Origin of the sequence: Curtobacterium sp. LFS079 (assembly GCF_047977865.1) — a bacterium.
Taxonomy (GTDB): domain Bacteria; phylum Actinomycetota; class Actinomycetes; order Actinomycetales; family Micrococcaceae; genus Arthrobacter.
The window spans coordinates 238,851-264,079 of the sequence record NZ_JBFPFO010000003.1 but is presented as its reverse complement, the minus strand read 5'-3'; the positions used below and the strand labels follow the sequence as shown (position 1 = coordinate 264,079).

The 25,229-nt window shown below is 66.3% G+C and carries 27 protein-coding genes and 3 tRNA genes; 6 read left to right on the top strand and 24 right to left on the bottom strand.

Annotated features, from left to right (window positions below):
• Positions 1-3 precede the first annotated feature (3 nt).
• The 5 genes from ACNQPB_RS07150 to ACNQPB_RS07130 all read right to left on the bottom strand — a co-directional run bounded on the left by ACNQPB_RS07150 (position 4) and on the right by ACNQPB_RS07130 (position 4,727).
• Positions 4-1,056, bottom strand: a complete 1,053-nt coding sequence (locus ACNQPB_RS07150; protein ID WP_498750337.1) for a LacI family DNA-binding transcriptional regulator — start codon at positions 1,054-1,056, stop codon at positions 4-6.
• A 112-nt stretch (positions 1,057-1,168) separates the two neighbouring features.
• On the bottom strand, positions 1,169-1,465 hold the full coding sequence (locus ACNQPB_RS07145; RefSeq protein WP_498750335.1) for a hypothetical protein: 297 nt from the start codon (positions 1,463-1,465) through the stop codon (positions 1,169-1,171).
• Entirely contained in the window at positions 1,462-2,346 is an 885-nt protein-coding gene (locus ACNQPB_RS07140; RefSeq protein WP_498750333.1) for a carbohydrate ABC transporter permease, read from the bottom strand. Before ACNQPB_RS07140 ends, ACNQPB_RS07145 begins: the two co-directional genes overlap by 4 nt.
• Position 2,347: 1 nt before the next feature.
• Complete coding sequence (locus ACNQPB_RS07135) at positions 2,348-3,367, bottom strand: carbohydrate ABC transporter permease (protein WP_498750331.1); 1,020 nt, start codon at positions 3,365-3,367, stop codon at positions 2,348-2,350.
• Positions 3,368-3,446: 79 nt separating this feature from the next.
• Positions 3,447-4,727: an ABC transporter substrate-binding protein gene (locus tag ACNQPB_RS07130; protein ID WP_498750329.1), complete on the bottom strand. Its 1,281-nt coding sequence runs from the start codon at positions 4,725-4,727 to the stop codon at positions 3,447-3,449.
• Positions 4,728-4,973: 246 nt separating this feature from the next.
• On the opposite strand from ACNQPB_RS07130, the gene ACNQPB_RS07125 reads away from it, so the two are divergent.
• Positions 4,974-6,728 carry a glycoside hydrolase family 13 protein gene (locus tag ACNQPB_RS07125; protein ID WP_498750327.1) on the top strand — a complete coding sequence of 585 codons (1,755 nt, stop codon included), beginning with the start codon at positions 4,974-4,976 and terminating at the stop codon, positions 6,726-6,728.
• Positions 6,729-6,796: 68 nt separating this feature from the next.
• Here ACNQPB_RS07125 and ACNQPB_RS07120 read toward each other — a convergent pair whose 3' ends face one another.
• From ACNQPB_RS07120 to ACNQPB_RS07075, 10 genes are all read right to left on the bottom strand, one after another.
• On the bottom strand, positions 6,797-7,078 hold the full coding sequence (locus ACNQPB_RS07120) for a hypothetical protein (protein ID WP_498750325.1): 282 nt from the start codon (positions 7,076-7,078) through the stop codon (positions 6,797-6,799).
• Positions 7,079-7,327: 249 nt separating this feature from the next.
• Positions 7,328-7,939, bottom strand: coding sequence for an Asp23/Gls24 family envelope stress response protein (locus ACNQPB_RS07115; protein ID WP_498750323.1), 612 nt, complete (start codon positions 7,937-7,939; stop codon positions 7,328-7,330).
• Positions 7,936-8,589 carry a DUF6286 domain-containing protein gene (locus ACNQPB_RS07110; protein WP_498750321.1) on the bottom strand — a complete coding sequence of 218 codons (654 nt, stop codon included), beginning with the start codon at positions 8,587-8,589 and terminating at the stop codon, positions 7,936-7,938. Before ACNQPB_RS07110 ends, ACNQPB_RS07115 begins: the two co-directional genes overlap by 4 nt.
• Entirely contained in the window at positions 8,586-8,972 is a 387-nt protein-coding gene (locus ACNQPB_RS07105; RefSeq protein WP_498750319.1) for a hypothetical protein, read from the bottom strand. The genes ACNQPB_RS07110 and ACNQPB_RS07105 overlap by 4 nt, the downstream gene beginning before the upstream one ends.
• Positions 8,969-9,160, bottom strand: coding sequence for a hypothetical protein (locus ACNQPB_RS07100; protein ID WP_115787145.1), 192 nt, complete (start codon positions 9,158-9,160; stop codon positions 8,969-8,971). Before ACNQPB_RS07100 ends, ACNQPB_RS07105 begins: the two co-directional genes overlap by 4 nt.
• Entirely contained in the window at positions 9,157-9,597 is a 441-nt protein-coding gene (locus ACNQPB_RS07095; protein WP_498750317.1) for an Asp23/Gls24 family envelope stress response protein, read from the bottom strand. The genes ACNQPB_RS07100 and ACNQPB_RS07095 overlap by 4 nt, the downstream gene beginning before the upstream one ends.
• 62 nt (positions 9,598-9,659) lie before the next feature.
• The gene (locus ACNQPB_RS07090; protein ID WP_498750315.1) at positions 9,660-10,136 is read right to left on the bottom strand and encodes a hypothetical protein; all 477 of its coding nucleotides are present in this window, start codon (positions 10,134-10,136) and stop codon (positions 9,660-9,662) included.
• Between the two features lie 155 nt (positions 10,137-10,291).
• Positions 10,292-10,367 (bottom strand) — tRNA-Phe (locus tag ACNQPB_RS07085).
• A gap of 49 nt (positions 10,368-10,416) precedes the next feature.
• Positions 10,417-10,490, bottom strand: a tRNA-Asp gene (locus tag ACNQPB_RS07080).
• Between the two features lie 84 nt (positions 10,491-10,574).
• A tRNA-Glu gene (locus tag ACNQPB_RS07075) sits at positions 10,575-10,647 on the bottom strand.
• A gap of 218 nt (positions 10,648-10,865) precedes the next feature.
• On the opposite strand from ACNQPB_RS07075, the gene ACNQPB_RS07070 reads away from it, so the two are divergent.
• The gene (locus tag ACNQPB_RS07070; protein ID WP_498750314.1) at positions 10,866-11,792 is read left to right on the top strand and encodes a DMT family transporter; all 927 of its coding nucleotides are present in this window, start codon (positions 10,866-10,868) and stop codon (positions 11,790-11,792) included.
• Here the strand turns inward: ACNQPB_RS07070 and ACNQPB_RS07065 are convergent.
• A complete protein-coding gene (locus tag ACNQPB_RS07065; protein WP_498750312.1) occupies positions 11,789-12,712 on the bottom strand; it encodes a carbohydrate kinase family protein in 924 nt (307 codons plus the stop codon). The two genes, ACNQPB_RS07070 and ACNQPB_RS07065, sit on opposite strands and share 4 nt — an antisense overlap.
• Positions 12,713-12,720: 8 nt before the next feature.
• Positions 12,721-13,788 (bottom strand): LacI family DNA-binding transcriptional regulator, encoded by a 1,068-nt coding sequence (locus ACNQPB_RS07060; RefSeq protein ID WP_498750310.1) that lies wholly within the window; start codon positions 13,786-13,788, stop codon positions 12,721-12,723.
• Positions 13,789-13,969: 181 nt separating this feature from the next.
• Between ACNQPB_RS07060 and ACNQPB_RS07055 the strand changes: the two genes are divergently transcribed.
• Together ACNQPB_RS07055 and ACNQPB_RS07050 are read left to right on the top strand one after the other, a co-directional pair.
• On the top strand, positions 13,970-14,386 hold the full coding sequence (locus tag ACNQPB_RS07055; RefSeq protein ID WP_498750308.1) for a metallopeptidase family protein: 417 nt from the start codon (positions 13,970-13,972) through the stop codon (positions 14,384-14,386).
• Between the two features lie 83 nt (positions 14,387-14,469).
• Positions 14,470-15,390, top strand: a complete 921-nt coding sequence (locus ACNQPB_RS07050) for a cation diffusion facilitator family transporter (RefSeq protein WP_498750306.1) — start codon at positions 14,470-14,472, stop codon at positions 15,388-15,390.
• Here the strand turns inward: ACNQPB_RS07050 and ACNQPB_RS07045 are convergent, their stop codons facing one another.
• From ACNQPB_RS07045 to ACNQPB_RS07020, 6 genes are all read right to left on the bottom strand, one after another.
• On the bottom strand, positions 15,391-15,735 hold the full coding sequence (locus tag ACNQPB_RS07045) for a DUF6510 family protein (protein ID WP_498750304.1): 345 nt from the start codon (positions 15,733-15,735) through the stop codon (positions 15,391-15,393).
• Complete coding sequence (locus ACNQPB_RS07040) at positions 15,732-16,469, bottom strand: FAD-binding oxidoreductase (RefSeq protein ID WP_498750302.1); 738 nt, start codon at positions 16,467-16,469, stop codon at positions 15,732-15,734. The genes ACNQPB_RS07045 and ACNQPB_RS07040 overlap by 4 nt, the downstream gene beginning before the upstream one ends.
• 10 nt (positions 16,470-16,479) lie before the next feature.
• Positions 16,480-17,073 (bottom strand): sulfite oxidase-like oxidoreductase, encoded by a 594-nt coding sequence (locus tag ACNQPB_RS07035; protein ID WP_498750301.1) that lies wholly within the window; start codon positions 17,071-17,073, stop codon positions 16,480-16,482.
• 134 nt (positions 17,074-17,207) lie between these two features.
• Positions 17,208-17,609, bottom strand: coding sequence for a carboxypeptidase-like regulatory domain-containing protein (locus ACNQPB_RS07030; RefSeq protein WP_498750300.1), 402 nt, complete (start codon positions 17,607-17,609; stop codon positions 17,208-17,210).
• 543 nt (positions 17,610-18,152) lie between these two features.
• Positions 18,153-20,879, bottom strand: a complete 2,727-nt coding sequence (locus tag ACNQPB_RS07025) for a PEP/pyruvate-binding domain-containing protein (RefSeq protein ID WP_498750298.1) — start codon at positions 20,877-20,879, stop codon at positions 18,153-18,155.
• Between the two features lie 45 nt (positions 20,880-20,924).
• Positions 20,925-21,941, bottom strand: a complete 1,017-nt coding sequence (locus tag ACNQPB_RS07020) for a universal stress protein (RefSeq protein ID WP_498750296.1) — start codon at positions 21,939-21,941, stop codon at positions 20,925-20,927.
• Positions 21,942-22,285: 344 nt separating this feature from the next.
• On the opposite strand from ACNQPB_RS07020, the gene ACNQPB_RS07015 reads away from it, so the two are divergent.
• On the top strand, positions 22,286-22,921 hold the full coding sequence (locus ACNQPB_RS07015) for an FAD-binding protein (protein WP_498750722.1): 636 nt from the start codon (positions 22,286-22,288) through the stop codon (positions 22,919-22,921).
• 6 nt (positions 22,922-22,927) lie between these two features.
• Here ACNQPB_RS07015 and ACNQPB_RS07010 read toward each other — a convergent pair whose 3' ends face one another.
• The gene (locus ACNQPB_RS07010) at positions 22,928-23,548 is read right to left on the bottom strand and encodes a copper resistance CopC family protein (RefSeq protein WP_498750294.1); all 621 of its coding nucleotides are present in this window, start codon (positions 23,546-23,548) and stop codon (positions 22,928-22,930) included.
• A gap of 131 nt (positions 23,549-23,679) precedes the next feature.
• Here ACNQPB_RS07010 and ACNQPB_RS07005 point away from each other — a divergent pair, with 131 nt between their 5' ends.
• Positions 23,680-25,140: an NCS2 family permease gene (locus tag ACNQPB_RS07005; RefSeq protein WP_498750720.1), complete on the top strand. Its 1,461-nt coding sequence runs from the start codon at positions 23,680-23,682 to the stop codon at positions 25,138-25,140.
• Positions 25,141-25,229 lie beyond the last annotated feature (89 nt).

Genomic DNA, 25,229 nt, shown 5'->3' with positions numbered 1-25,229 from the left:
GGCTCAGGCCGCGGGCGGGGTCGTCGTCTCCCGGGCAATCAGGTGGTGCTCTGCGGTGACCGAGTGGATGGCCCCGGACTTCCCTGCGAGTTCCTGAAGGAGCATGCGGGTGCCCAGCTGCGCCTGTTCGAGGGGGCTTTGGGCAATGGTGGTCAGGCCCATGGCCTCGGAGAATTCGTGATTGTCGATGCCGATGACCGAGAGGTCCTCCGGCACCCGCACGCCACGCCGCCGGGCCTGAAGCATCGCGCCGATCGCCATTTCGTCCGAGGCACAGAACAGGGCGGTCGGCTTCGGACCGGGCTTGGACCAGAGTTCGTCGAAGGCGGCCTGCCCGCTGCTGACGGTGAAGTTGCCGAAGATGTCCCACTCGGGGGGCAGCGAGCAGCCGGCGTCCTTCATGGCCTTCATGAAGCCGTCCACCCGGAGGCGGGGAACGGCGAAGTTCAGGTCGGAATCGTCCTGCCCGTGGAGCAGCGCGATCCGGCGGTGCCCCAGCTTCAACAGGTGTTCCGTGGCTTCCACGGAGGCCGCGAAGTCGTTGATGCCGATGCTGGGGCAGGATTCCACCGGACCGCCGACCACCACCAGGGGGACGTCGATGCGCTGGAGGTCGTCCACCTCGTCCGGAGTGAGTGACATGCACAGCACCAGCAACGCATCGATCTGTTTGTGGACCATGGTCTTGCTGAAAAGGCGTTCCCGGCTGCCGCTTTGCCCGCCCAGGTTGAACAGGGAAAGGTTGTAGCCGTTGGCGTGCAGCTCGCGGTCGACGCCCTCGATGGCTTTGAAGAAGAACCAGCGGTCGACATAGGGGGCCAGGACGCCGACGGTGCGGGTCCTTCCGGTCGCCAGGCCCGACGCCGAAGACGAGGCAACGTAGCCAAGCTCGCCCGCGATCCTCAGGATTTTCTCCCGGGTTGCGGGAGAAACCCGGGGCAACCCCCGCACCGCCCTGGAGACTGTGGCCGTGGAAACCCCGGCCGCCGCGGCGACGTCTTCGATGCTTACCCCGGTATGCCCTCCCCGCTGGGACCGCTCGCTCGTCTTCGCCAATGAAACCCTCTCCTGAGACCGCACGGAGGCCGGATAGTCCCTGCCGAGGGCTGGTATACAGTTTATTCCCGCCGGCAGGTTTCCCTTGATTCCGCGCTTTTGTTACTGCTCCCTAGTGGACGCGGCGACCGGTCCGCGCAGGAAGCCGGCGGCGCAGCCGTACCAGCCCCCACAGGGCCAGCAGCGAGGCGAGGAGCCCCAGCGCCCATCCGAGCGCGGGCTGGGCGGTGACCTCCATCCAGACCGTGGTCGCAAGGAGCACCAGGACCCAGAAGCCGAGGAAACCGATAAGTATGTCCAAGTCCTCGGCCGAGCGGACCTTCCGCCGTGCGTGGATGTCCTTGCCCGCACTTCCCCCGACGGCGGGGCTGCCGCCGTCGGGAGCTGCGGAGCGTCCGGAACGGGTCACTTGACTGCGCCTGCGGTCAGTCCGGCGACGATCTTGCGCTGGAAAATCAGCACGAGGACCACCAGCGGGATTGTCACGATGGTTCCGGCGGCCATGACGGCGGTGTACGGTTCCTGGTGCGGCTGCGCACCGGCGAAGGACGCGATGGCGACGGTGACGGTCTTGGTGGCGTCCACCGACAGCTGGCTCGCGATCAGGAACTCGTTCCAGGCCCCGATGAAGGTCAGGATCGCCGTCGTGAATGTGGCCGGGGCGGCAAGGGGCAGGATGACCTTGCGGAAGGCCTGGCCCTGGGTGCAGCCGTCGATACGTGCCGATTCCTCGAGCTCCCACGGCATCTCCCGGAAGAAGGAGGTCAGTGTGTAGACCGCCAGCGGCAGGGAGAAGGAAATGCTCGGGATGATCAGGGCCTGGTAGGTTCCGAACCAGCCGATGTTGGTAAACAGCTGGAACAGCGGGGTGATGAGGGCGACGCCGGGGAACATGGATGCTCCCAGGATGAAGCCGAGCACCAGGCTCTTGCCGCTGAACCGCAGGCGGGCCAGCGCGTAGGCCGCGAAGACACCGACGATCAGCGAGATGATCGTGGTGGTTCCCGCGACGATCAGGCTGTTGATCAGGTTCTGGGCGAAGTGGTTGCCGCGGGATTCGTCGAACACCGTGGCAAAGTTGTCGAACGTGATGTGTGTGAAGAACGGCGTCGGATCGAAGGTGTAGCCGACGTCGCGGAACGCCGTGACGATCATCCAGTAAAACGGTGCCAGGCACCAGATGAGGATGACCACGGCCTGGATGTACGTGCGGGCCGGAGCCCAGTCGTACGCCCGACGGCGGGAGGGGGCATCGGCATGCCGGGCAGCAGTGGCGGTTGCGGTGCTCATGTCACTTCTTTCCGGTAGTTGCCGCGTCTACGGCGTTGGCGCCGAGGAAGCGGACGAAGATGAACGCGACGAGGAAGATCACGATGAAGGTGATCGTGGACAGGGCCGAGGCATTGTTCAGGCCTTGCCTGATCTGGTCGACCACCAGGATCGAGAGCGTCGTGGTGTTGTTCGCGCCACCGGTCATGATCGCGGGCAGGTCGTACATGCGCAGCACGTCCAGCGTGCGGAACAGGATTGCGACCATCAGCGCGGGCTTCACCAGGGGAAGCGTGATCTGGGTGAAACGCTGCCAGGCCGTGGCGCCGTCGACCTTTGCCGCCTCGTAGACCTCGTCCGGGATCAACTGGAGTCCGGCCAGGATCAGCAGGGCCATGAACGGGGTGGTCTTCCAGACATCCGAGATGATGATGGCCCATTTGGCCGGCCATTCGGAACCGGTCCAGAGGATCTGGGTGCCGAACAGTGTGTTCACGATGCCTTCGAAGGCAAACATGAAGAAGAACAGCTTCGCGGTCACGGCGGTGGGGATAGCCCACGGCACCAGCACGGAGGCCCGGACCAGGGCCCGGCCGCGGAAGGCGCGGGACATGATGACGGCCATCCAGAAACCGAGCACGGTCTCCAAAGCGACCGTCACGATCGTAAAGAAGAACGTGGTGCTCATGGCGTCCCAGAACTGCGCACCAAGGGTGCCCGGGGGGCAGGGGCCAAGCGCCGGGCCGGAACCACACTGCTGCAACAGCCAGTGAGTATAGTTCTCAAAACCCGCGAAGCCGCCCGCGGTGAAGAACCCGGTGGCCGGATCGAGGCCGGAGTCCTTCTGGAAGGACATGATGATGGCATTGATGATGGGGTAGAGAATGACTACCCCAAGCAGGACAAGCGTTGGCAATATCAGCGTGTAGGCCCAGCGGCCCTGGGTGACCTGGCGACGGTCAGCGCTTTCCTTGCCGGGCATGTGGTGAGCGCCGGCCAACGTCTCTTTGGCACTGGTCGGCGTGGGGGCCTCAGTGGACATGATGACTCCTGTTCTCCCCTTCTTTGGGGAAGCCGGGGAACCGCCGCCTCACGGCGGTTCCCCGGCGGGTAAAGGACCGCTACTTGGCAGCCTCGATTGCGGCCTGCATATCCGCGATCGCCTGGTCCACGGACTTCTCACCCTTCAGTGCTGAGTAGGCGTTGTCCTGGACCGCCTTGGTGACACCCGGGTAGAACGGCGACACGGGGCGCGGTACGGCGTTCTGGATGGAGGTCAGCAGGGTCGGCATGTACGGGGCCTTGGCCACGATCGCAGCATCGGTGTAGATGTTGGCCTTCACCGGTGCAAGGGAACCCTGCAGTGCGAAGAACTTCTGCTGTGCGTCTTCCGTGAGGAACTTGGCGAAGTCCAGCGCAGTGGCCTTGTTCTTGGAGTAGACGCTAACGGCTGCGCTGTGGCCACCGAGCGAGGAAGCACCGGGGCCGTCCTTGCCCGGAAGCGGGGCAACGGCGAAGCTGTCCTTGACCTTCGAGGAACCGTCGGTCTTGGCCAGGTTGTATACGTACGGCCAGTTGCGCAGGAAGAGGAGCTTGCCGTCTTCGAATGCCTGGCGGCCCTGTTCCTCCTGGAAGGTGATGCCTTCAGCGGGGATGTTGCCGGCCTTATAGGCTTCAACCAGCTTGCCCAGGCCTTCCTTGGATTCAGGCGAGTTGACCGTGGCCTTGCCCGTGTCATCCACGATCTTGCCGCCGAAGGTGTTGATTGCCTCGGCAGCGTTCACCGTGAGGCCCTCGTACTTCTGGAACTGACCGGCGTAGCAGCCGATCTTGTTCGCCTTGGCGACCGAGCACATGGACATCATTTCGTCCCAGGTCTTGGGCGGGGTGGGGACGAGGTCCTTGCGGTAGTACAGCATGCCGCCGTCGGAGTGGACCGGCACGGCGAAAAGGGTGTTGTTGTAGGTTGCGGCCTTTACCGTGGCCGGCAGGAGTGCGGAAGTGTCAACGGCCATCTTGTCCTTGAGCGGCTGCAGCCAACCCTTTGCTGCGAACTCGGCGGTCCAGACAACGTCCACGGTCACAAGGTCGTAGCCTGCGTCCTTGGACTGGAAGTGCTGGACCAGGTCGTCGTGCTGCTGGTCGGCTTTGTCGGTCTGTTCCTTCAGCGTGACCTTCTGGTCGGGGTGGGCGGCATTCCAACGATCAACCGTGGGCTGCTGGACTGCCGCATTGTCCTTGCCGGTTACGTAAGTGATCGGGCCGCGGCCATCCAGGTTGGCAGCAGCATCGCCGCCGCCGCTCTGGGTTCCACCCCCGCCGCCACCACCGCCACAAGCGGACAAAGAGATGGCGAGCACGCCGGCAACAGCGGCCGGAAGGAGGTACTTGCGAGTTTTCATTTCCGGGACTCCTCGATGAGTGAACCAGGTGAATGCCGCAAAGCGGCGATATGATGTGGTGTTGCTCACACTAGCGAGGTTTGTGGGAAGAATGCAAGCGTTTACACATATTGTCGTAATCGTTAGGAAACATGGGATACGAACCCTTTCCGTGGCCGATCCGAGACCAAAGAATAACAAGCCGGTCCGGTGAGCAGCGGGATTAGTCTGATGGGACACACCCAGCACCGACGGAAGGATGGCCCCATGCTTGAGCCCGTGAACCCGCCGCTGCCCTGGTGGCAGGACGCCGTCATCTACCAGGTCTATCCGCGCTCCTTCGCGGACGGAAACGGCGACGGCATGGGCGACCTGCCCGGTATCTCCTCCCGCCTCGAGCACCTGTCAGGATTGGGGGTCGACGCCGTCTGGCTCTCCCCGTTCTACAAGTCGCCGCAGGCGGACGCCGGATACGACGTCGAGGACTATCGCCGGGTGGACGGCCTTTTCGGAACGCTGGCCGACTTCGACGCGCTGCTGGAGAAGGCGCACGGCCTGGGCCTGAAGGTCATCGTGGACCTCGTCCCCAACCACACCTCGGACCACCACGAATGGTTCAAGGAAGCCCTTGGCTCGGCACCCGGTTCACCGGCCCGGAACCGCTACATCTTCCGCCCGGGGAACGATTCCGTGCCGGGATCGGACGACGGCGCCCTTCCGCCGAACGACTGGAAGTCCGTTTTCGGCGGGCCGGCCTGGACCCGGACCACCGGGGCCGACGGCACGCCGGGCGAGTGGTACCTGCACCTTTTCGCCCCGGCCCAGCCGGACCTGAACTGGCAGAACAGCGAGGTCCGGGCTGAGTTCGAGGACATCATGCGCTTCTGGCTGGACCGTGGCGTGGACGGTTTCCGCATCGATGTGGCGCACGGCCTGATCAAGGCCGAGGGCCTTCCGGGCTGGTCCGAAGCAGTAGTGGCCATGGTGGGAAGCGCGAAGCGCCGCAGGACCCCCGCGGAAAAGGCCAAGTCCGAGGAGCCGGCACGCCCGCCTTATTTCGACCAGGACGGGGTGCACGAGATCTACCGCAGCTGGAACCGGCTCCTGTCCGCATACGACGGCGACCGCGTCCTGGTTGCCGAAGCCTGGGTGGCCCCGGAAGAGCGGCTGGCCCGCTACATCCGTCACGACGAAATGCATCAGGCGTTCAACTTCGGGTTCCTGCTCGCCGGCTGGGATGCCGTCCGCCTCGCCAACAGCATCAAGAACACCCTGACGGCGGTCGGCTCGGTCGGCCGGCCCAGTACCTGGGTGCTCTCGAACCACGACTCCGTCCGGCACCCGTCCCGCTTCGGGCTCGCCGATCCGACCACCTTCCCCAGGGGCATTTCCAGCCGCGAGGAGCAGCCGAACGAGGCCCTCGGCCTTGCCCGCGCACGGGCGGCAACCATGGTGATGATGGCCCTGCCGGGCTCGGCGTACATCTACCAGGGCGAAGAGCTGGGCCTGCCCGAACACACCACCTTGGCCGCCCGCTACCGCCAGGATCCGACGTTCTTCCGCACCGGCGGCAAGGAACCCGGGCGCGACGGCTGCAGGGTCCCCATCCCTTGGGCCAAGGACGAGGCGAACTTCGGCTTCAGCCACGGAAGCGCCGAACCGGCCGAACCATGGCTTCCTCAACCGGGCAAGTTCGGCCGCTACGCCGCGGACCAGCAGGCCGGCGTCGAACATTCCACACTGGAGCTGTACCGCGCGCTGATCGCCGAACGGAAAAAGCGCGCCCTTGGCACCGGCACGCTCCACTGGTCACGGAGCTACAAGGCGAGGGACGGCATTTTGGCGTTTGAAAACCGTGCGGATGGTGGCGGGGGTGTGCTCGTGATCGCCAACATGTCGGCGGAACCCGTGGAACTGCCTAAGGGCTACAGTGTGCTGCTGCGCAGCCAGGCCGCCGCCGTCAGCCATGGCCGGCTCAAGGCGAACCGCGCTGTCTGGCTGGTGAGGTCCGAGCAGCAATAGCTCCAAACGAACTGATGGCAGGTTCCGCCGTTTCCGGCGGGACCTGCCATCAGTTTCAGGGCTTGGCGCTACTTGCCGCCCTTGAAAAGGCCTGCGATCTTGGAGCCGAGGCCTTTGACATTGTCTGCGACGTCGCCGGCGAACTCCTTGGCGTTTTCGACGGCGTCACCGGCGAACTCCTTGACGTTTTCGGCCGCGTCACCGGCGAACTCCTTGACGTTCTCCACCGCGTCGCCAGCGAATTCCTTGGCATTCCCGACGGCGTCACCGGCGAACTCCTTGACGTTCTCCACAACGTCGCCCCCGGGAGCCTGGCCCTCAGTGTTCTCGTTGCCGTTTGCTTCGCTCATGGCTTTCTCCTTCTCCTGGTTCTCTTGTTCCTGGTTCGTCGGCTCCACTCAGACGCGTGTCCCCCGGCGGCCCGGGCAAAGCCCAAGCAAAGGGAAATACGTCTCCCCCTGCCCTCAAACTAGGGCCCGCCGGACAAGCCTTGCAAGGCAAAACCCCTGTTCAGGGCATATTCCGACACATTGCCCGAGGTATTCATTGCCTGTTCAGCCCACGGCCATGCGGGGCCAGCGCAGGGGGAAAGGCGGGGTTCAGCGGACGCGTTCGGCCTTGCTGAACCTGGCGCGGGTGCCTCCTGAAATGTGCAGGAGCACGGGAGTCCGGCTTCCCACCACAACGTCCAGGGCCTCGATCAGTTCGGAAACCTCGGCGGCGAGCAGCTGCGGGGAAACCCCCAGCCTCGGATACACGCGGACCCTCAGCCCAGGCCGGCCCTGGACTTCATACGTTGCCACCGAGACACCCGCAAGGTCGGCCCGGCCGGCCAAAGCCGCCTTCAACGCCTGCTCGGCCACGCCCCCACCGATCTGGACCTCGCCCGGGGTGGTTTCGTCCTCATAGTCCGCCACGATCAGGTTGGCGCGGCCTTTGCCCTGTTGGGCCAGCCAGGCGACCATCAGCACGATGAGGATCACCATGACGGCGGCGGCGGCCACCCAGAGCCAGCTCTCCTGGCGGCCGGGAATCCGGTTCTGCTCGGCCAGGAAGACGGCATGCCGGTAGGCGTCCGAGGACCAACTGCGCCACCACTGGGCCACCACGGGAACGCTGGACAGCAGGATAAGCAAGACGCCGGACGCCATGATGAGCAGGCCGAGGATTCCCACCAGGATCCGGTTGAGGACGCGCGGAGTTCCGTTCACGCGCCGATCACCCCCGTAACGGCTACGTTGACCCGGATGGCCGGCATGGGAGAAGGCGCCATGGCCCGCAGTTCGTCCTCGACGGCGGACTGGACGCGCTGCTCCTGGACCGGGACCCCGGACGTGGGACGGACGTTGACCACTACCATCCGCTGGGACACAACCACCATGACCTGTTCCTGGGTGACATTGGCGGCGGCCCGGGCGCGCCGCGCCAGGGCCGAGGCAATGACCTCGTCGTCGACTACGACGGCCACCCGCGGATCATCGAGGAGGTGCCGTGCCCGGCGGCCTGGAAGTACCGCGTTGAGGAGGAAAACGAGTCCGAACATCGCGAGCACCGCGCCGATCAGGCCGAGCAACAGCGGAGAGATGCCCTCGGGGAGTGCCACCAGCCGCTCGGCGGCGGTCTGTGGATCGATCAGCCAGGGCTGCTGCCCGATGGCGCGCAGCGCGGACTCCAACAGCCCATAGACGCAGACGGCTATCACCAGGACGGCGGCTGCCCCGGCGGCTCCCCCACGGGAGGAACGGGTCTCACGGCTGAGGATGGTGCGGATCCCGGCGTCGTTGCGCGCATCCGGTGCGGATTTCGCGGCCGGTGGCTGTATCCCCTGGCCGGTTGTCCCGTTGCCTCTGCCGTTGCTCATTGGACCCGCCCTTCTTCCGCCACGCGGATCCCGCTGATCCGGATGTCCACCCGGCTCAGCATCGAGCCGCTCAGTTCGGTGACCCGGCGCAGGATGCTCGTCTTCGCAGCCACCGCGCGGTCCCGGACGGAACCGCCGAGCGCAGCGACGCGGCCCGGCTCCCGGAGCACATCCGCCAGCGGTGGAATGCTCACGGGTGCGACGACCGAAAGGGCCAGCAGGCCGCCGTCGTCCGACCATTCGGCGCGGATGTCCTGCGCGTGCACGCCAAGTGCCTCAGCCGCGGCTTCCCTCGCCAAGGAGGTCAATGCCTGGGTGCTGATCCTGTTGTGGCCTGCCAGGCCCGCGGAAGCCTGGCGGACGGCCGCGGGGGTTGCACTCATGACGAGGAGCGCCGTCCGGTGATGGCGTCCAGAACGCTGCGCAGGTCCAGTTTCCCGTCGGCGGCGCGGCCCAGCATGGCCCCGATGCCCATGAACAAGAGGGAAACCAGGAAGCCCCACAGGCCGAATTGGAAGGACATGAAAGCAACGAAGGCACCGATCCCGATGCCGACCACGGTCATGTTCACTGCAATGCCTCCCTCTCGGTGCCCGCCCTGCCGCCCGGTTTCGCCGGCGGTGCGATGTAGACGTCGTTGATTTCGATGTTGACTTCGATGACCTGCAGGCCCACGAGTTTTTCAACCGCAGCGTAGACGGCGGCGCGGACCTGGTTGGCGATGTCGTGGAGCGGGTACCCGTAAACGGCCACGAGGGTGATGTCCACGGCCACCTGGGTTTCGCCGACCTCGGCACGCACCCCCGCGGCATGGTCGGAACTTCCGACGGCGTCCCGGATGGCACCGAGCGCGCGGGAGGGAGCGGAACCGAGGGAATAAACGCCCGGCACGGTCTTAGCCGCGATACCGGCAACCTTGGCGACGGCCGAATCCGAGATGACCGTGCGGCCAGTGCCTGCAGGCTCCTCTGTTGTCAGTTCCGCCGCCGTTGTCTCTTCACGGTCCATGCCGGTGCCCCTCCCCTTCTTCTGGGTACCACCCTAACGCGTGGCTGCGACAGGGTGGGGGGCTACTTGCAGTTCTTGTCCAGCCATTCCTGGATCGGCTTGGAGAGCTCTTCGAACTCGCCCGTCCCGTACTTGCTGAAATCAGAGCCTGCCGAATCGATGAAGGCCTTGAGCTTCTCGAAGTGGGGCTTCAGCTCGTCCGGAACCTTACCCTGCAGCTTGGCAAGCTCGTCCTGGGCCTTCTTCACGTCTTCAGGTTTCCCGCCCATCATGCCGGCGAGCGGCAGGATCGAGATGCTCAGGTAGGTGGCACTGACGGAGAGGCAGGCTTCGTTCATCGAGCCGAAGCCACCGGCCAGCCCGCCTGCACCGTCGGAACTGCCGCTCGACGAGCCTTCCGGCGAGGGCTCAGATTCAGACGGCGACGGCGTTGCGCTTTCCTGCGTTTTGGGGGCCGCCGGAACAGGGAACGAGCAGGCTCCCAGTGCCATGGTCGCGGCCAATGCGGCGGCAAGGAACAGCCTGGACTTGATCTTCATGGTTTCCCCCGTTTTCGATGCTGTCTGAGTGCCAGCGAGGAAAGAATACGCCCGCCGTTCACTGCTGAACAGGGGCCTGAACAGAGGCGTCAAAACGAAAACAACCAGGGGTTAAAGAAGAAAAGCACCAATTCCGAAGAATTGGTGCTTCCCAGTGGTGGCTCCGACCGGCGTCGATCCGGTGACCTTTCGATTTTCAGTCGAACGCTCTACCAACTGAGCTACAGAGCCTGAGGTGTTTTATCACCGTGATAGCCGGAATTTCTTCCGGCCATCAGAGCGACCCTGACGGGACTTGAACCCGCGACCTCCGCCGTGACAGGGCGGCGCGCTAACCAACTGCGCTACAGGGCCTTGCTTGTTTGCGGTATCCCTACCGCGTTTTTCAAGGCTTCCAGCCTAGCAGACTTTTCAGACCGCTTTGACCACTTCCTTGCGTACCCCCAACGGGATTCGAACCCGTGCCGCCGCCGTGAAAGGGCGGTGTCCTAGGCCGCTAGACGATGGGGGCCTGGAACAATCCGGATTTGCGGCAGAAAGGATCCCGGGGGAATCTTTCCTGATGTTCGCTTGTCCGAACTGGACTCTAAAACTTTAGAGCATGGATGCGGATATTCCCAAATCGGGGTCCGGCGGCCGGTCCGAAGCCCCGCAAGCTTGGCAGTTTCTTGCTGCAGGACGTCCGGAAATCGCGAGCCAAATGTCGGTGCCCGGGGATAGTTTGGCTGCATGGCCACAAGCATCCCCACCACCAGCCCAGAGAACACGGCGCCCACCGGCAGCCAGGGCATCAGCAAAGCCGGCGTCGCCGCCGTCGTCATCACCGTCGTCCTCTGGGCTTCGGCCTTCGTCGGGATCCGGGCCGTGGGCCCAAGCTTCTCCCCCGGCTCCCTCACGCTCGGCCGCCTCGCGGTGGCCGCGGTCGTCCTTGGCGCGGTGGTGCTGCCCACCATCAAGGCCTGGCCAAAGGGCCGCGAATGGTGGCCGATCCTGGCCTACGGAGTGATGTGGTTCGGTGGCTACAACGTGGCGCTGAACGCGGCCGAGCACATGCTGGACGCCGGAACCAGCGCCATGCTGATCAACGTTTCGCCGATCCTCATCGCAGTGCTGGCCGGAATCGTCCTGAAGGAAGGCTTTCCGCGCTGGCTGATCATCGGGAGCACCATTGCGTTCGGCGGCGTGGCGATGATCGCCCTGGGTTCCGGTCAGCGCTCGACGGCGGATGTCGCCGGGGTGCTGCTGTGCCTGCTGGCGGCGGTGCTCGCCGCGGTCAGCGTGATCGTCCAGAAGCCTGTGCTGCGGAAGTTCACTGCAGCACAGGCCACTTGGTTCGGGATCATGGTCGGGGCAATCTGCTGCCTGCCGTGGGCTGGCAGGCTGGTGGCCGAAGTCCAGGCCGCCCCGCTCCCGGCCACGCTGGGGCTTGCCTACCTTGGCGTCTTCCCCACGGCCATCGCGTTCACCACGTGGGCGTACGCCCTGTCCTTGATCGAGGCGGGCAAGCTCGCCGCCACCACTTACCTGGTCCCAGGGACAACCATCCTGATTTCGTGGGCGCTGCTCAACGAGGTCCCGAGCATTTGGGGGCTCATCGGCGGCGTGGTGTGCCTGGTGGGTGTCGGGCTGACGAGGCGCCGCTCGAAGCGACGCTAGCGTGCCATCCCGGCGAGCAGTTCGCGGTGCGTCGGCGGATTCGCGCCGGGCCGGCTCACTGTGATGGAGGCGGCCATCGAGGCCGTTTGGCCGATCCGCTCCAGCACCGTCGGGGCAAGCCCTTCGCTGCCGCGCAGCAGCAGCCCCATGATGAGGGCGGACATGTAGGAGTCACCGGCGCCGATGGTGTCGGCCACCGCCGAAGGAACCGCCGGCACAGTCAGCTGGGTGGCCCGGGTGGCCATGAGCGAGCCCTTGCCGCCCTGCGTGACCACGGCCAGGTCCGAGCCCAGGCCAAGGATGCGCTCGGCGGCTTCCTCGAGGGACTTGCCCGGGTAGAGCCAGCCGGCGTCGTCCTCGCTGAGTTTCACGACATCGGACAGCGGAACGAGGCTCTCAAAGATCCCGAGCGCTTCGGCGTGGCTGCCGAGCAGGTCCGTGCGGATATTCGGGTCGAACGTGACCATGCAGCCACCCTGGGCCTGCTCGAGGAGGTTGCGTACCACTGCGGCCCCGGGCTCCAGGAACGCCGCGATCGAGCCGGTGTGCAGGATCTTCGGCGCGTACGGGAGGGTGGCCGGGGGAAGCGCCCATTCGATGTCGAAGGTGTACTCGGCCGAACCGTCGGCCGCGATCTCGGCGGTCGCCGTCGCGGTCTTTGCCAGCGACTGGGAACCGGGCAGCAGCACGACGCCCGCGCTCGCGAGGTGCGCCGCGATGGCCTCGCCACGGGAATCACGCCCGACGGCGGTGAGCAGGCCGGCGCTCACATCGAGCCGGCCGAGGCCGTAAGCGACGTTCGCCGGGGAACCGCCGGGGTATTCGGTCTGGCCCTGGGGCGAATTGACGATGTCGATGAGGGCTTCGCCGACCACGACGACGTCGAGCGGCTCCGGCGAAACGGCTTCGGTGTGATTCATGGTTTCCTTCATTTTTTGTCGGGGTACCGGGCGCGCCGTGTGTTGAGTGACTTGTTGGGCGGCGCGACCGACTGGCGTTCGATCAGGGGGCATTTCAAGAGTTCGGTGCGGCCGGGACCGGAACCGCCGCCGGCGCCGAAAGCAGCACCAGCAAGGACGAGCTCGACGGCGCGCCGGCCCATCTCGACGAAGGGCAGTTCGAGCGTGGTCAAGCCGGGGCGCAGGTTCGGGGCAAGTGTCTCCTGGTTGTCGAACCCGACCACGGAGACGTCTTCCGGGACGCGGAGCCCTAGCGAGTCCAGGGCCTGGTAGGCGCCCCAGGCTGTGCGGTCGTTGGCGCAGAAGATGCCGGTGGGCGGTTCTTCCAAGGCCATGAGCTCCAGCGTGTTCGCATAGCCGCCGGGCACCTCGCCCTCGCCGTTGCACAACAGCCGCGGATCGGGCGCGATTGCCGCTTCGGCGAGCGCACGCAGGAAGCCGGCGCGGCGGCCGGCAGCGGCGGGCAGCCCGACGTCGTCGGGAATCCCGATGTTGATCATCGCGATCCGCCGGTGCCCGGCGTCGAGCAGCCGCCTCGTGGCTGTGTAGCCGCCCAGTTCCTCATCGGGGGCGATGCTGGGAAGCCTGCCGCTGCGGTCACGCGAATTGAGGACGACGGCGGGCACTTCTCCCAGCGCTTCGGGCACTTCAAGCACGCGGTGGTACATCCCGGCGTAGACGACGCCGGCGACCTTGTAGGAAAGCATGGTCTCTAGGGAGGACTTTTCCAGGGCCTTGTCCCCGCCGGTGTTCACCGTCAGGAGGAGCAGTCCGGCCTCCCAGGCCCGTGCCTGTGCCCCTTCGATGATCTTGCCGGCGAAGGGCGCAGTGGCCACGAAGTCGCCCACGAAGCCGATCATTCCGGCGACGCCCTCACGCAGCACCTTGGCGTGGGCGTTCGTGCGGTAGCCCAGTTGCCGCGCCGCATCCTGCACGCGGTGCCTGGTCTCCTCGGAAAACCTGGTTCCGGATGCGTCGTTGAGCACCAGGGAAACAGTCGCCTGGGAAACCCCGGCAGCGGCCGCGACGTCATGCATCGTCGGTCCTGTCCTGTTGCCGGCGCGGCTCATGGGGCTACCTGTCTGCGGAATCCGCGGGGCTGGAAGGGTGGAGTTCGAGGCTCTGGTTATGTGCAGGTTATACGCATAACTCAAGCCCGGAAAACTGTATCTCCCGTCACTCTGCAGCGTCAACGGCCGCAGCGGTTAGAGTCAAAGAATGTCTTCCCAGCTGCCTCCCGGCCTGCCGATCCGCCCCGACGGCGCACCCTTCGACATGTCCGAGGAAGACTTCGATGCGGCGGTGAGCGATGCCCTGCTCCTGATCCCGCGCAGGCTCGCCCGTGCCATGGACAACGTGGCGGTTTTCATCGAAGACGACTATGTCCCCGGGCCGGGAGAAGACCCGGACACCGTGCTGCTCGGGCTGTACGAGGGGGTGCCGCTGACGGAGCGGGACTCGTGGTGGGAGGCAGGGTCCCTGCCGGACCGCATCACGATCTTCCGGCAGCCCATCCTGGACATCTGTTCCTCGCGGCAGGAAGTGATCGACGAGGTGGCGGTCACCGTGGTCCACGAGATCGCGCACCACTTCGGCATCGACGACGAGCGCCTGCACGAACTCGGCTGGGACTAACAGTCCGATGGGCCCACGCCGGCAGGGTTCCCTGGCCGAAGCGAAGCGAGGCTAGGGTGCCGGTGGGGACTAGCCTTATAACCATGGGGCACGACCACAACCACTCGCACGGCATCACGGCAACGGGGAAGCACCGGAAGCGGCTCATCGCCGTCCTGGGCATCACCCTGGCGGTGGTGCTGATCCAGGTGGCGGGCGCCGTCGTCTCCGGCTCCCTGGCGCTGCTCGCCGACGCCGGCCACATGCTCTCGGACGCCGCGGGGGTCTTCATCGCGCTGATGGCGGCGTGGGTGGCAACCCGTCCGCCCAGCGAGCAGCGGACCTACGGCTACCAGCGCGCCGAGGTGCTGGCGGCCCTGGCGAACGCGCTGATCCTGATTGTCATTTCCGTGGTGATCCTGATCGAGGCCATCCGCCGCTTCGGCAACTCTCCCGAGCTGCACACGGACACCATGCTCTACGCGGCCGTCCTGGGCGCGGTGGCGAACCTGGTCTCGCTGCTGATCCTGCGCGGCTCCCAGGACGAGAGCCTCAACCTGCGCGGTGCGTACCTTGAGGTGCTTGGCGACCTGCTGGGATCCATTGCCGTCATCGCTGCGGCCGTGATCATCATTTTCACTGGCTTCCAGGCCGCCGACCCCATCGCATCCATCCTGATCTCCCTGATGATCCTGCCCCGGGCCTGGCACCTGCTCCGCGACGTGGTGGACGTGCTCCTCGAGGCCAGCCCGAAGGGCGTGGAGGTCAGCATGATCCGTGAGCACATCCTCTCCGTGAACGGCGTGGTGGGCGTACACGACATCCACATCTGGACCATCACCTCCGGCGTCCCGGTGTTCTCCGCCCATGTGGTGGTGGAGGACAGCATCCTCAATGCCACCGGCACGGACCGGCTCCTGGACCACCTGACCTCGTGCCTGGGCTCGCATTTCGACACGGACCACTGCACTTTCCAGCTGGAGCCGGCGAGCCATTCGGAGCACGAGACGCACCAGCACGCGTAGCTAACCCTCGCGGTCGATCTCCAGGTAGCTCAGTCCGCTCACATCAAGCCAAAACCGGGTGGGAGTCTCCACCAGGCGCAGCAGGACGCCTTCGCAGGAGCTGCAGCGCACAACGATTCCCGGGCCGTCGGGGTACACCGTTGCCCGGGCCACCACGCTGACCGCGCCGCAGTGCTTGCACCGTCCGATCGCTGCAATGATGTCGAAGCGGAACAGTTCCCACAGCGCTCCCGCGGCCGCGTTTCCGTCGAGATGCGGTATCGGATTCCCAAGGGTTCCGGCTATGTCCTGGTCCTCGAAGCGCGGATCCTCAGCGCCGGGAGCGGAGCCGTTGTTGCTGCTCACCGCGTTCCTCCCGTCCCGCCGAAGCGTTCAGTCTTGATCGTGGCGGCGGGATAGCCGGCCCGCACGAGCCATTCTGCGACCGTTTCGACAAATACCGTCTGGCCACAGACGAAGATGGCCGGAGCGTCGTCCGCCGGCAGGATGTTGGCCAGCAGGGTTTCTGCCGTGAGCCGCGCCGGAGCGCTTGGCCAGCCTGCGGGCACTTGGCGGGTGTAGACGTAGTCCACCATGAACTTGGACGATTCACGTCCCAGGGTGCGCAGCTCCTCCTGATAAAACCCCGTCTCAGGGGACTTGAGGGAGTACAGCAGCCGGAACGGCGAGCTGTTTCCGGACGCCTCATGCGCACGGACCATGGACATGAGCGGGACGACGCCGGATCCCCCAGCGATCAGCTGGACAGGGCTCGGGTCCGACGGGCGCCAGACGAACCAGCCGCCCACCGGGCCCCGGATCTCCAGTTGCTCACCCACCGCCAGGTCCCTGACCAGATACGGTGAGACCTCGCCGTCGGGCAACTCGTCGACCGTTATCTCGAGGATTTCGTCCATGCGCACGGTAGCCACGGAATAGGACCTCACCGCCGTGTAGCCGTCATCCGCGGTGAGCCGGATGTCGATGTGCTGGCCGGCGAGGTAGCCGTCCAGGCCGGCCACCCGCAAGCCGATGGTCCTCGACTTTTCAGTTTCGGGAACACCGCTGACGACGTCGGCGACGCGCCACAGGGTACTCATCGGGCCGGCTTCATGAGTAGCGCTCTTCCCGCCACGGATCGCCGTGGAGGTGGTAACCGTTGGATTCCCAAAAGCCCGGAACATCGTCCTGGGTCAGCTCAATGCCCTTGATCCACTTGGCGCTTTTCCAAAAATAGAGATGCGGCACGAGCAAGCGGGCAGGTCCGCCGTGGGCCCGTTCCAGCGGCTCGCCGTCGAATTCCCAGGCCACCCACGCGCGGCCGCCCAGGAGGTCGTCCAGCGGGACGTTCGTGGTGTATCCGCCATAGGAATGGGCCGTTGCAAACGCGCAGCTTGTCTGCACGTCCTCGAACAAAGTATCGAGTGACACTCCCCGCCACGATGTCCCCAAGCGGGACCAGCTGGTGACGCAATGGATGTCCGTGCGGATCTCGGCCTGCGGGAGCGCCATGAAGGAATCCCAGGACCAAGTGTGGCGCTTCCCCGTTTCCGTCGTGATGAAGAATTCCCAGTCTGCGGTGCGGATATGGGGTGCGGGCCCGGCGGTAAGCACCGGGAAGCCTGCCGTCTCTGATTGCCCGGGCGGCAACGCCGGATTGCCCCTCTGCCGTCTTCCGTGAAAACCAGATGAAATGATCCCCATCTTGTACCTCCGCTGCGGGGGCTCCGGCCGAGTGTGCTCGGTTCCATCACGATAGGGCAACGGCCCGGCCCGGTCCAGACGTTCAGGGGTCCAGACGTCCAACGGTCCAGACATTCAGCGGCGCTTCACCCGGTTCAGCGGATTCCGCTGTCAACAACCAGGGTGATGTGGACAGGATGGTCCGTGACCACCACATCCGCGGACGCCGTCGACGCATAGCCGCCGACGTTTGTTGCCCTGATGACGTAACCGCCGTCGGGCAAGGTGATGCTGAAGGCACCCGCTGTGTCGGTGGTCGTTGACCGGCGGACGGCGTCTCCTTCCAGGGCGACGACGGCGGCTCCCGATACGGGGCGCGGCGCGCACTCCATGCCCGGACGTTCCACGGGACAGACAGGCGCCGTCAGGACGTAGCCGGTGACCACGCCGGAGTGGACCGTCGGCTGCCCGGAGTCTCCGGAGCACCCGGTACACCCGCACAGCATCAGGGCAGCCGCGGCCAACAAGATCGGCTCGATCCGCGCCACATCACCCACCAACAATCCCGGAAATACTGCCGTGAGGAGCATCCGTCCGGCTGCCCAACACCCTCGCTACAACACCGAGTATCCACCGTTCACAAGCCGGAAAACAGGCCGTCCGGACGCGCCTTGCCCGTCGGGCCCACCGTGGCGGTTTCGACCTTGAACCCGCGCTGGGGCGAGCGGATACTTTGACCTACCGGGACTCTGGCAGGAACTCCCGTTCGGTCTCCCAGACGTTCCAGGAACGGAGGAGGAGAACAATGAACCGGAGATGGTACGTCCGCTGTGGGGCGATGACCGCCGTCGCGGCCTGCGCACTCTTGCTGAGCGGGCCCTCGGCTGTTGCAGACGCCTCGGGTAATGCGAGTTGCCTGGGCATAGAGGCTTCGGCGATTTCGCCACCGGGGTCGTTGGAGGAGTTTCCGGGCGGCATGCCGGAACTGGTGCGCTTTGTGATGGATCAGGCGGGTAAGGTCGGCCCGGTCGCCAGCCAGGTAGCAAGAATCCACGCGGGATCGCACGAAGCCTGCGACGAAGCGACGGGAGGTTAGCGGATCAGCCTTCCGGCACCACGGTTCCCGCCGCGCCGTCGACCGTAATGGTCTGCCCGCTGCGGATCCGGTTCGTCGCGTCCGGGACCCCGACGACGGCGGGAATCCCGTATTCGCGCGCCACAACAGCCCCGTGCGAATTGGCTCCGCCCATTTCCATGACCAGTCCCCCGGCGGTCAGGAAGAGCGGAGTCCAGCCGGGGTCCGTGGACGGTGCGACGAGGATTTCCCCGGGCTCCAGCCGGGCGCCCACCGGGTCCAGGATTACGCGGGCCACGGCTGTGACCGTCCCGGCCGAAGCCGGACTCCCGGCCAGGACTCCGTCGGCGGATGCCCCGACGCCACCGCGGGCCGCCACGGCTTCGGGTTCGGTGCCGTCCGACAACAGGACGCGGGGTACGTGGCGGCGCCTGAGCTCGAGTTCGTAAGCCTCGCGCCGCTCGGCCACGAGCCCGCGCAGGTCGGCGCCGCTGAGGGCGCTGTGTGCTTCCGTGAAATCCAGGAAGAACACGTCCTCCGGCGCAGCGATCCTGCCCATCGCAGCTAGTTCCGCGCCCACCAGCAACAGCTGGGCGCGGACGGCGGCAAAGCCCTCCACCAGCCGGTACTTGGGGAGTTCCCGCATGCCGGCGAACGTCCGGGTCCGGGCCAGCGCGCCCTTCACGATCCTGGCGTGGAGCGGGCTAATTGCACGCGCCCGCGCCACCAGGGTGGCCACCTCCGCCTCGGCTTGCCGGGAGGCCTTCGCGAATTGCCGGTCCGGCGCAAGATCCGGGTCTTCCAGGCGGAGGTAGTTCGCCAGGACGCCGATGATGTGGGTGGGGTCATCGGCCCAACGGGGCATCCCGAGGTCGATCTCGGCGATGGCCCGGTGCCCGTACTCGGCCAGGAACGAGGCCAGGCCCGACTGCGCTGCGGCGGGCAGTCCGCCGTCGCGATACTGCTCCGCGAGGTCCTGCGGCGCCATGGACGCGAACGCCTCGGCGGAGGCGGGGTCTTCCTTGATGGCCTCTGCCAGGCGCCACAGGGAAAGGTCCATTTCGGTGGTCACATTGTTCGGCAGGCCGCGGATGACCAGCTGCAGCTCGTCCCAGGGAGCGTCCTTGCCGAGGATCCGGCGGACCAAGCCCAGCATCGCGAAGCCGGCAAAGGCGGGCGGCAGCGTGTTGGGCAGGATGGCGAAGAGTTCACGGCCCAGGATGCGTTCGGCGTGTTCCAGCCGCTCCCTGGGGCTTGCTTCCGCCGGGACGTCGAAGCGGGACTGCAATGTCTCCCCGAAGCGGCGGGCCCGCTCCAGTGCGGCGTCGGGACGGAACACCGCGCGCAGCAGCGTCTCCGGAACCCTGTACTTGGCAATCACCGGGGCCACGTGGCGGATCAGCCTGAACGGGGTCCTGCTGGTGACCGCGAAGCGAGGATCCTCGAACAGGCCACGCATCACCGCCGCGGAGCGCGCCTCCATGACATCGAAGATGCGCGGCACGATCGCCCGGCCGGTGCCGCTGCGGAGTACGGCACTCAGGTCGAAGTAGATCCGCTGGCCGGCCTCGTAGAAGGGCGGGGGCCCGTTCCTCGGATCAGGGACGTCAAAGCCTGCGGCCTTCGCCACCGACGACCCCATGAGCCGGATCCCCGCCAGCCCCATCGGGGTGAGCGGCCGGGTCAGGCCCTGGGCCAGGCTGAAACACAGGTAGGCATGCGCACGCGGCGACGACGGCGGCCGAGTGACCTGCGGGTAAAGCGTGGTGATGGGGCGGGCCTGGGTCAGCCACAGCTTGCCCTCGCCGTCGACGGCCCACTCGGTGTCCTGCGGGGCGCCGTAATGCTCCTCGACCCGGCGGCCGAGGGCCGCGAGCGCCCGGATGCCGGCGTCGTCGAGGCAGGGTTCGCCGTGGCCGTCCGCGCCAGTCACGCCGCCCGAGGTTTCGACCCGCTCCGTCCCGCCGCCCGGAAGCGGCCGGATCACCAGTGTCCGGTCCCCAATGCGCCGCTCGGTAATGCTTCCCGTCACCGAGTCCACCACGAAGTGGTCCGGGTTCACGGCACCCGAAACCACGGCCTCGCCCAGCCCGGGGCTGGCGTCGATGACGGCCTCGCGCCGGCGCCCGGTCACCGGGTTGGCGGTGAACAGCACCCCTGCGGTGGCGGCATCCACCATGACCTGGACGACGACGGCGAGACTCACCGCGGCGTGGTCGATCCGATTGCTGGCGCGGTAACTGACGGCACGGTCGGTCCAGAGCGACGCCCAGCACCTCCGGACCGCATCCAACACGGCATCCGCTCCGACGACATTGAGGTAGGTGTCCTGCTGGCCGGCAAAGCTGGCAAACGGCAGGTCCTCGGCCGTGGCGGACGAGCGGACCGCCACCGCGGCGTCCGGCCCGAGGCTGAGGTACGCGTCCCGCACGGCGGTTTCGACGGCGGCCGGCATTCCGGCGTCGAGCACTGCGGTACGGGCGCGGGCGGCCAGGTCCGCCAGCCTTTCGAGATCATCCGCTGGCGCTGCTGCCAGCTCGGACAAAACGGGGCCGATCGCGCTGTCCGGCGCCTCGGCCCGCAGGGCCTCGCGGTACGCCTCGGTTGTCAGGCAGAAGCCGGGCGGAACAGGCAGGCCCGCTCCGGTCATTTCGCCGAGATTGGCCGCCTTGCCGCCCACCTCGGCGAGCATGCCGACCCGGATACTGTCCAGGCCGATGATGAACCCGGGAGATGTCTTCGATTCAGCCATGGTGCCTGCCTGGGGACTGTCCGGAAGGTCCGTGGTCCGGGAGGCCTACGCGGCCCCGAGCATCGGGCCGAAGGCCGCGCGGTCGGCCAGGCGCGGGTCCTCGCGGTCCGGGACCACCATGACGGGGCCCCTGGCGTGGTGCAGCACGCCGTCCGAGGTGGAGCCCAGGAGCATTCCGGTGAAGCCGCCGCGGCCGCGGGTGCCCAGGACCACCAGTTCCACGTTCCTGCTTGCCTCGACCATGACGTCCACGGGGGAACCGTCCAGGAGCTCCGTCTCGATGGTCAGGCGCGGGAAATGGCTCCGGATCCAGGCCAGGCCCGCGTCCAGCTGGACGCGGATGTCCTTGAAGAGGGCTTCCCGGTCCAACGGTGCCGGGACCCAGGCGAGGGATCCGCTGTATTCGGGAACGGCGCAGATCACCCGCAGTTTGGCGCCCATCCGCGCGGCGGCTTCGGCGGCGTCGAGCACTGCCACCCGGGCCTGTTCGGAACCGTCGACGCCCACAGCCACGACGTTTTCGATGGCGCGCGGCCCGGACTTGGCCCGTTCGGCCTTGACGTGCTTGTCCTCGGTGGGTTCGCCAAGACGGTCCCCGCAGTAGAGCGGCACGGTCACTGTGGGGCACTTGGAGTGGGCGGGCAGTGCGCTGCTCACGGAACCCAGGAGGCGGCCCACGAACCCGCCGCGGCCGCGGGTGCCGAAGACCAGTAGTTCGGCGGACGCGGAGAGCTCAAGGAGCACGCCGGAGGCATCGCCGTTTTCCACCGAGCCGTCCACGTCGATCGGATAGACGGAGACCTTCGCAAGGGCCTGGCGCACGATTTCCTCGGCGCCTTCCCGGATCACGGAGTCGTCCACCGTGGCGTAGCCGCCGTCCAGGCCGGAGGCGGCGAAGATCGGCACCGAGTAAGCGGTCACAACGTGCAGCGGAAGGTTCCTGCGTTCGGCCTCCCGCGCTGCCCACACCAGGGCGCACTGGCCGTGCTCGCTGCCGTCCACGCCCACCACAATGCCGCCCGGGGCAATGGTGGGTTCCTGCTCGCTGTCGTGCTGGTCCATGGGGCCCGCCTCCTCGCACTGCTGGCTTCTTGTTGCCGTTATTCTGCCAGAGGCCGCTGCCCTGGCTTATCTTCCCCTGCAGGCCGCGGGTCGGGGCCTCCAATGCTCACTATTCTCGGTTCCCGGAATCGAATCAAGCAGGCTCCTGCGGGCACAGAACCGGCTATCCTCCGGCCGGAAAATTCTGTAGTGTTCAACGCACGGCAAACGGAAAATGTGTCCTACGGCACATTCCGTTCTGTTCCGTGCGGCCGCTTGGGGATACCGGACGCAACCCCCTGATTGCCTGTTGGCTGGTTGCCAATGGGCGGGCACTATCCAAGGAGGAACCAAGCGTGCAGTTCATGCTTGCCCCGGATGCGGAGCGCACCACCACCGTGGTGATTGGCGCCGGCATGCCGGGCCTGGCCGTCGCGAGCGAGCTCAGTCGCCGCGGCGTGAATGCCATCGTGGTCAGTGGCCTCAACGGGCACTCCTTCCCCTTTGCCGGCGTCTCCACGCATACCGGCAAACTGGGCCGCTGCGACGATCCGCACGCTGCGTCCCTGCAGGAACGCAACGAGATCCTCCGCCACCTGCGCAACTATGCCGCCAGCCACCATCTCGACGTCCGGACCACGACGCCCGCCGTCCGCCTCGACCGCCTGGCCCACCAGCGCCCCACCGAAGAGAAGGTGTGGGCAATCCATACCGAGCACGGAGTGCTGCTCGCGGACAACATCGTGCTGACGCGCTGCGGGCAAAGCCAGCTGCGCCGCATGCTCGCGGAACTGGGTATCGCGATCGGCCAGAACCTCACGGCAGCGCTGCGCGCCATGGGGATGTACCTGGTGGGAGTCGGCGAGCTCGTCAGTCCCACCCCGAAGGAAGTGCTGCGCCAAGCCAAGGTGGTGGGGCAGGCCATTTCTGCGAAGGTGCACCCGGACAATGTGCACGCCGCCCTGACCGGCAGCTTCCCCGCGGTCACGGTACTGGCTTAACTCCTTCTATTCCTCGTCGTTGCCGCCTGCCAGCTTGCGGCGGGCTGTCACGCCCAGGAACACAAGCAGCGCGAGGGCGACCACGGCGAACCCGACGATGCTCCAAGGGAACGGCTGGGACGCGTCGGGCGTCTTTTCCGGCGTCGTGGATGAACCCGGGGCCACGGTCCCGGCGGAAGGAACCGTACCGGCCGAAGCGCCCGACGACGGCGAGGCGGACGCGGTGCCGCCGCCCGGCGTCGTGCTTCCCGCCCGGGCCGTGAAGGTGAAGTTTCCTTCGATCGGATGCGAATCCGAGCTCACGACGCGCCACACTACCGTGTACTTCCCGGCCGGAGCGCCGGGGCGCAGCTTCTGCGAGACCACCGCGTCCACGATCTCCACCGGCCCCTCGGCCCAGTTCTGCCCGGAAGCGTCGTTCACGGCGATGGACGCGCCGAGCGCCAGGGGCTGGTTATTGAAGGTGACTGAAACTGAGTCCGGCACGGTCGCGGCGGTGGAGCCATTGGCGGGCGAGGTGGACTCCGCGACGTCGTGGGCGGAAGCCGGGGCAGCCCCGAAAAGCACCGTGGCGATGAACAGCAGGGCAGCGGCAGCGGTGACCAAGAGCTGGCGGGCGGGGCGCATGGACAGATAACTCCCTTTTGTCGGATTCCTTACGGTGTTGGATTCCTTACACCCTAGGCGAATTTCCTGTAAGGCTTTCCCTGCGGGCTTAGGATTTGAGAGCACACCCCCACCACTTCCCGGAGATCTCCATGCTCAATCAGGGTTCACAGCTCAAACAGGGTTCAGCCATCGACCGCTACTTCAAGATCTCGGAGCGCGGTTCCAACTATTCGCGTGAAATCCGCGGCGGCTTCGCCACGTTCTTCGCCATGAGTTACATCGTGGTCCTGAACCCCCTGATCCTCTCGGGCGCCGATTCCAACGGAAACAGCCTCGGCTTCACCGCCGTCGCTGCAACCACCGCCTTCGTTGCGGGCATCCTGACCATCCTCATGGGCGCCTGGGCCAAGCACCCCTTCGCAGTGGCCACCGGCCTGGGCGTCAACGCCTTCGTGGCCGTCACGATTGCTTCGCACCCCGGCCTGACGTGGCCGGACATGATGGGCCTCGTGATGCTGTCCGGCCTGACCATGCTGATCCTGGTACTCACGGGATTCCGGACCGCGGTCTTCAAAGCGGTGCCTGAAGCGCTGAAGACGGCGATCGTGGTGGGCATCGGCCTTTTCATCGCCCTGATCGGCCTGGTCAACGCCGGCTTCGTGCGCCGTATCCCGGATGCCGCCGGCACCACGGTCCCGCTGGGCCTGGGCGTCGACGGGAAGCTCCTGGGCTGGCCCACCTTGGTTTTCGTGGTGGGCCTGATCCTGACCATCGCCCTGGTGGTCCGCAAAGTGCGCGGCGCCATCCTGATCGGCATCGTCGCATCCACCGCCCTCGCGGCCATCCTGGAATTCACCCTCCACATCGGTCCGAGCTTCGACGGGAAGACCTACAACCCCCGCGGCTGGTCCTTGGTGGCCCCCAAGTTCACCGAATGGGCTGCCCCGGACCTATCAATCATCGGCAAGGCGAACCCCCTCGGCGCGTTCCAGCACCTCGGCATCATCGCCGCCACGCTCCTCGCCTTCGTGATCCTGCTCAGCATCTTCTTCGACGCCATGGGCACCATGGTGGGCCTGGCCAGGGAAGCAGGAAACATAGACGAACACGGAAACATCCCCAACGTGGACCGTGTCCTGCAAGTGGACGCGCTTGGCGCGATCATCGGTGGCGGCTCGTCCGTGTCCTCCAACCAGATCTTCGTGGAATCGGGTGCCGGCATCGGCGAGGGTGCACGGACCGGCCTGGCCTCGATCGTGACCGGCCTGCTGTTCCTGGTGGCCATGTTCTTCACCCCGCTGATCAACCTGGTCCCGTTCGAAGCCGTGGCACCGGCCCTGGTGGTGGTGGGTTTCATGATGGTGTCCCAGGTGGGCAAGATCCATTGGCAGGACTGGGGCGTTGGCATTCCCGCGTTCCTGACCATGGCCCTCATGCCGTTCACCTACTCGATCGCCAACGGCCTGGGCGCCGGATTCATCTCCTTCGCGCTGATCCGCACCTTCCAGGGCCGTGCCCGCGAGGTGCACCCGCTCATGTGGGCCGTCGCCGCGGCGTTCCTGCTCTTCTTCGGCATCGGCCAGGTGGAGGAGATCCTGGGCATCAAATAGCCTCCATACCTCTTCGCCGAGTTGGCACTTCACGGCAATGTTTGGCGGAAACACTGCCGTGAAGTGCCAACTCGCGGACCGTCCGGGAT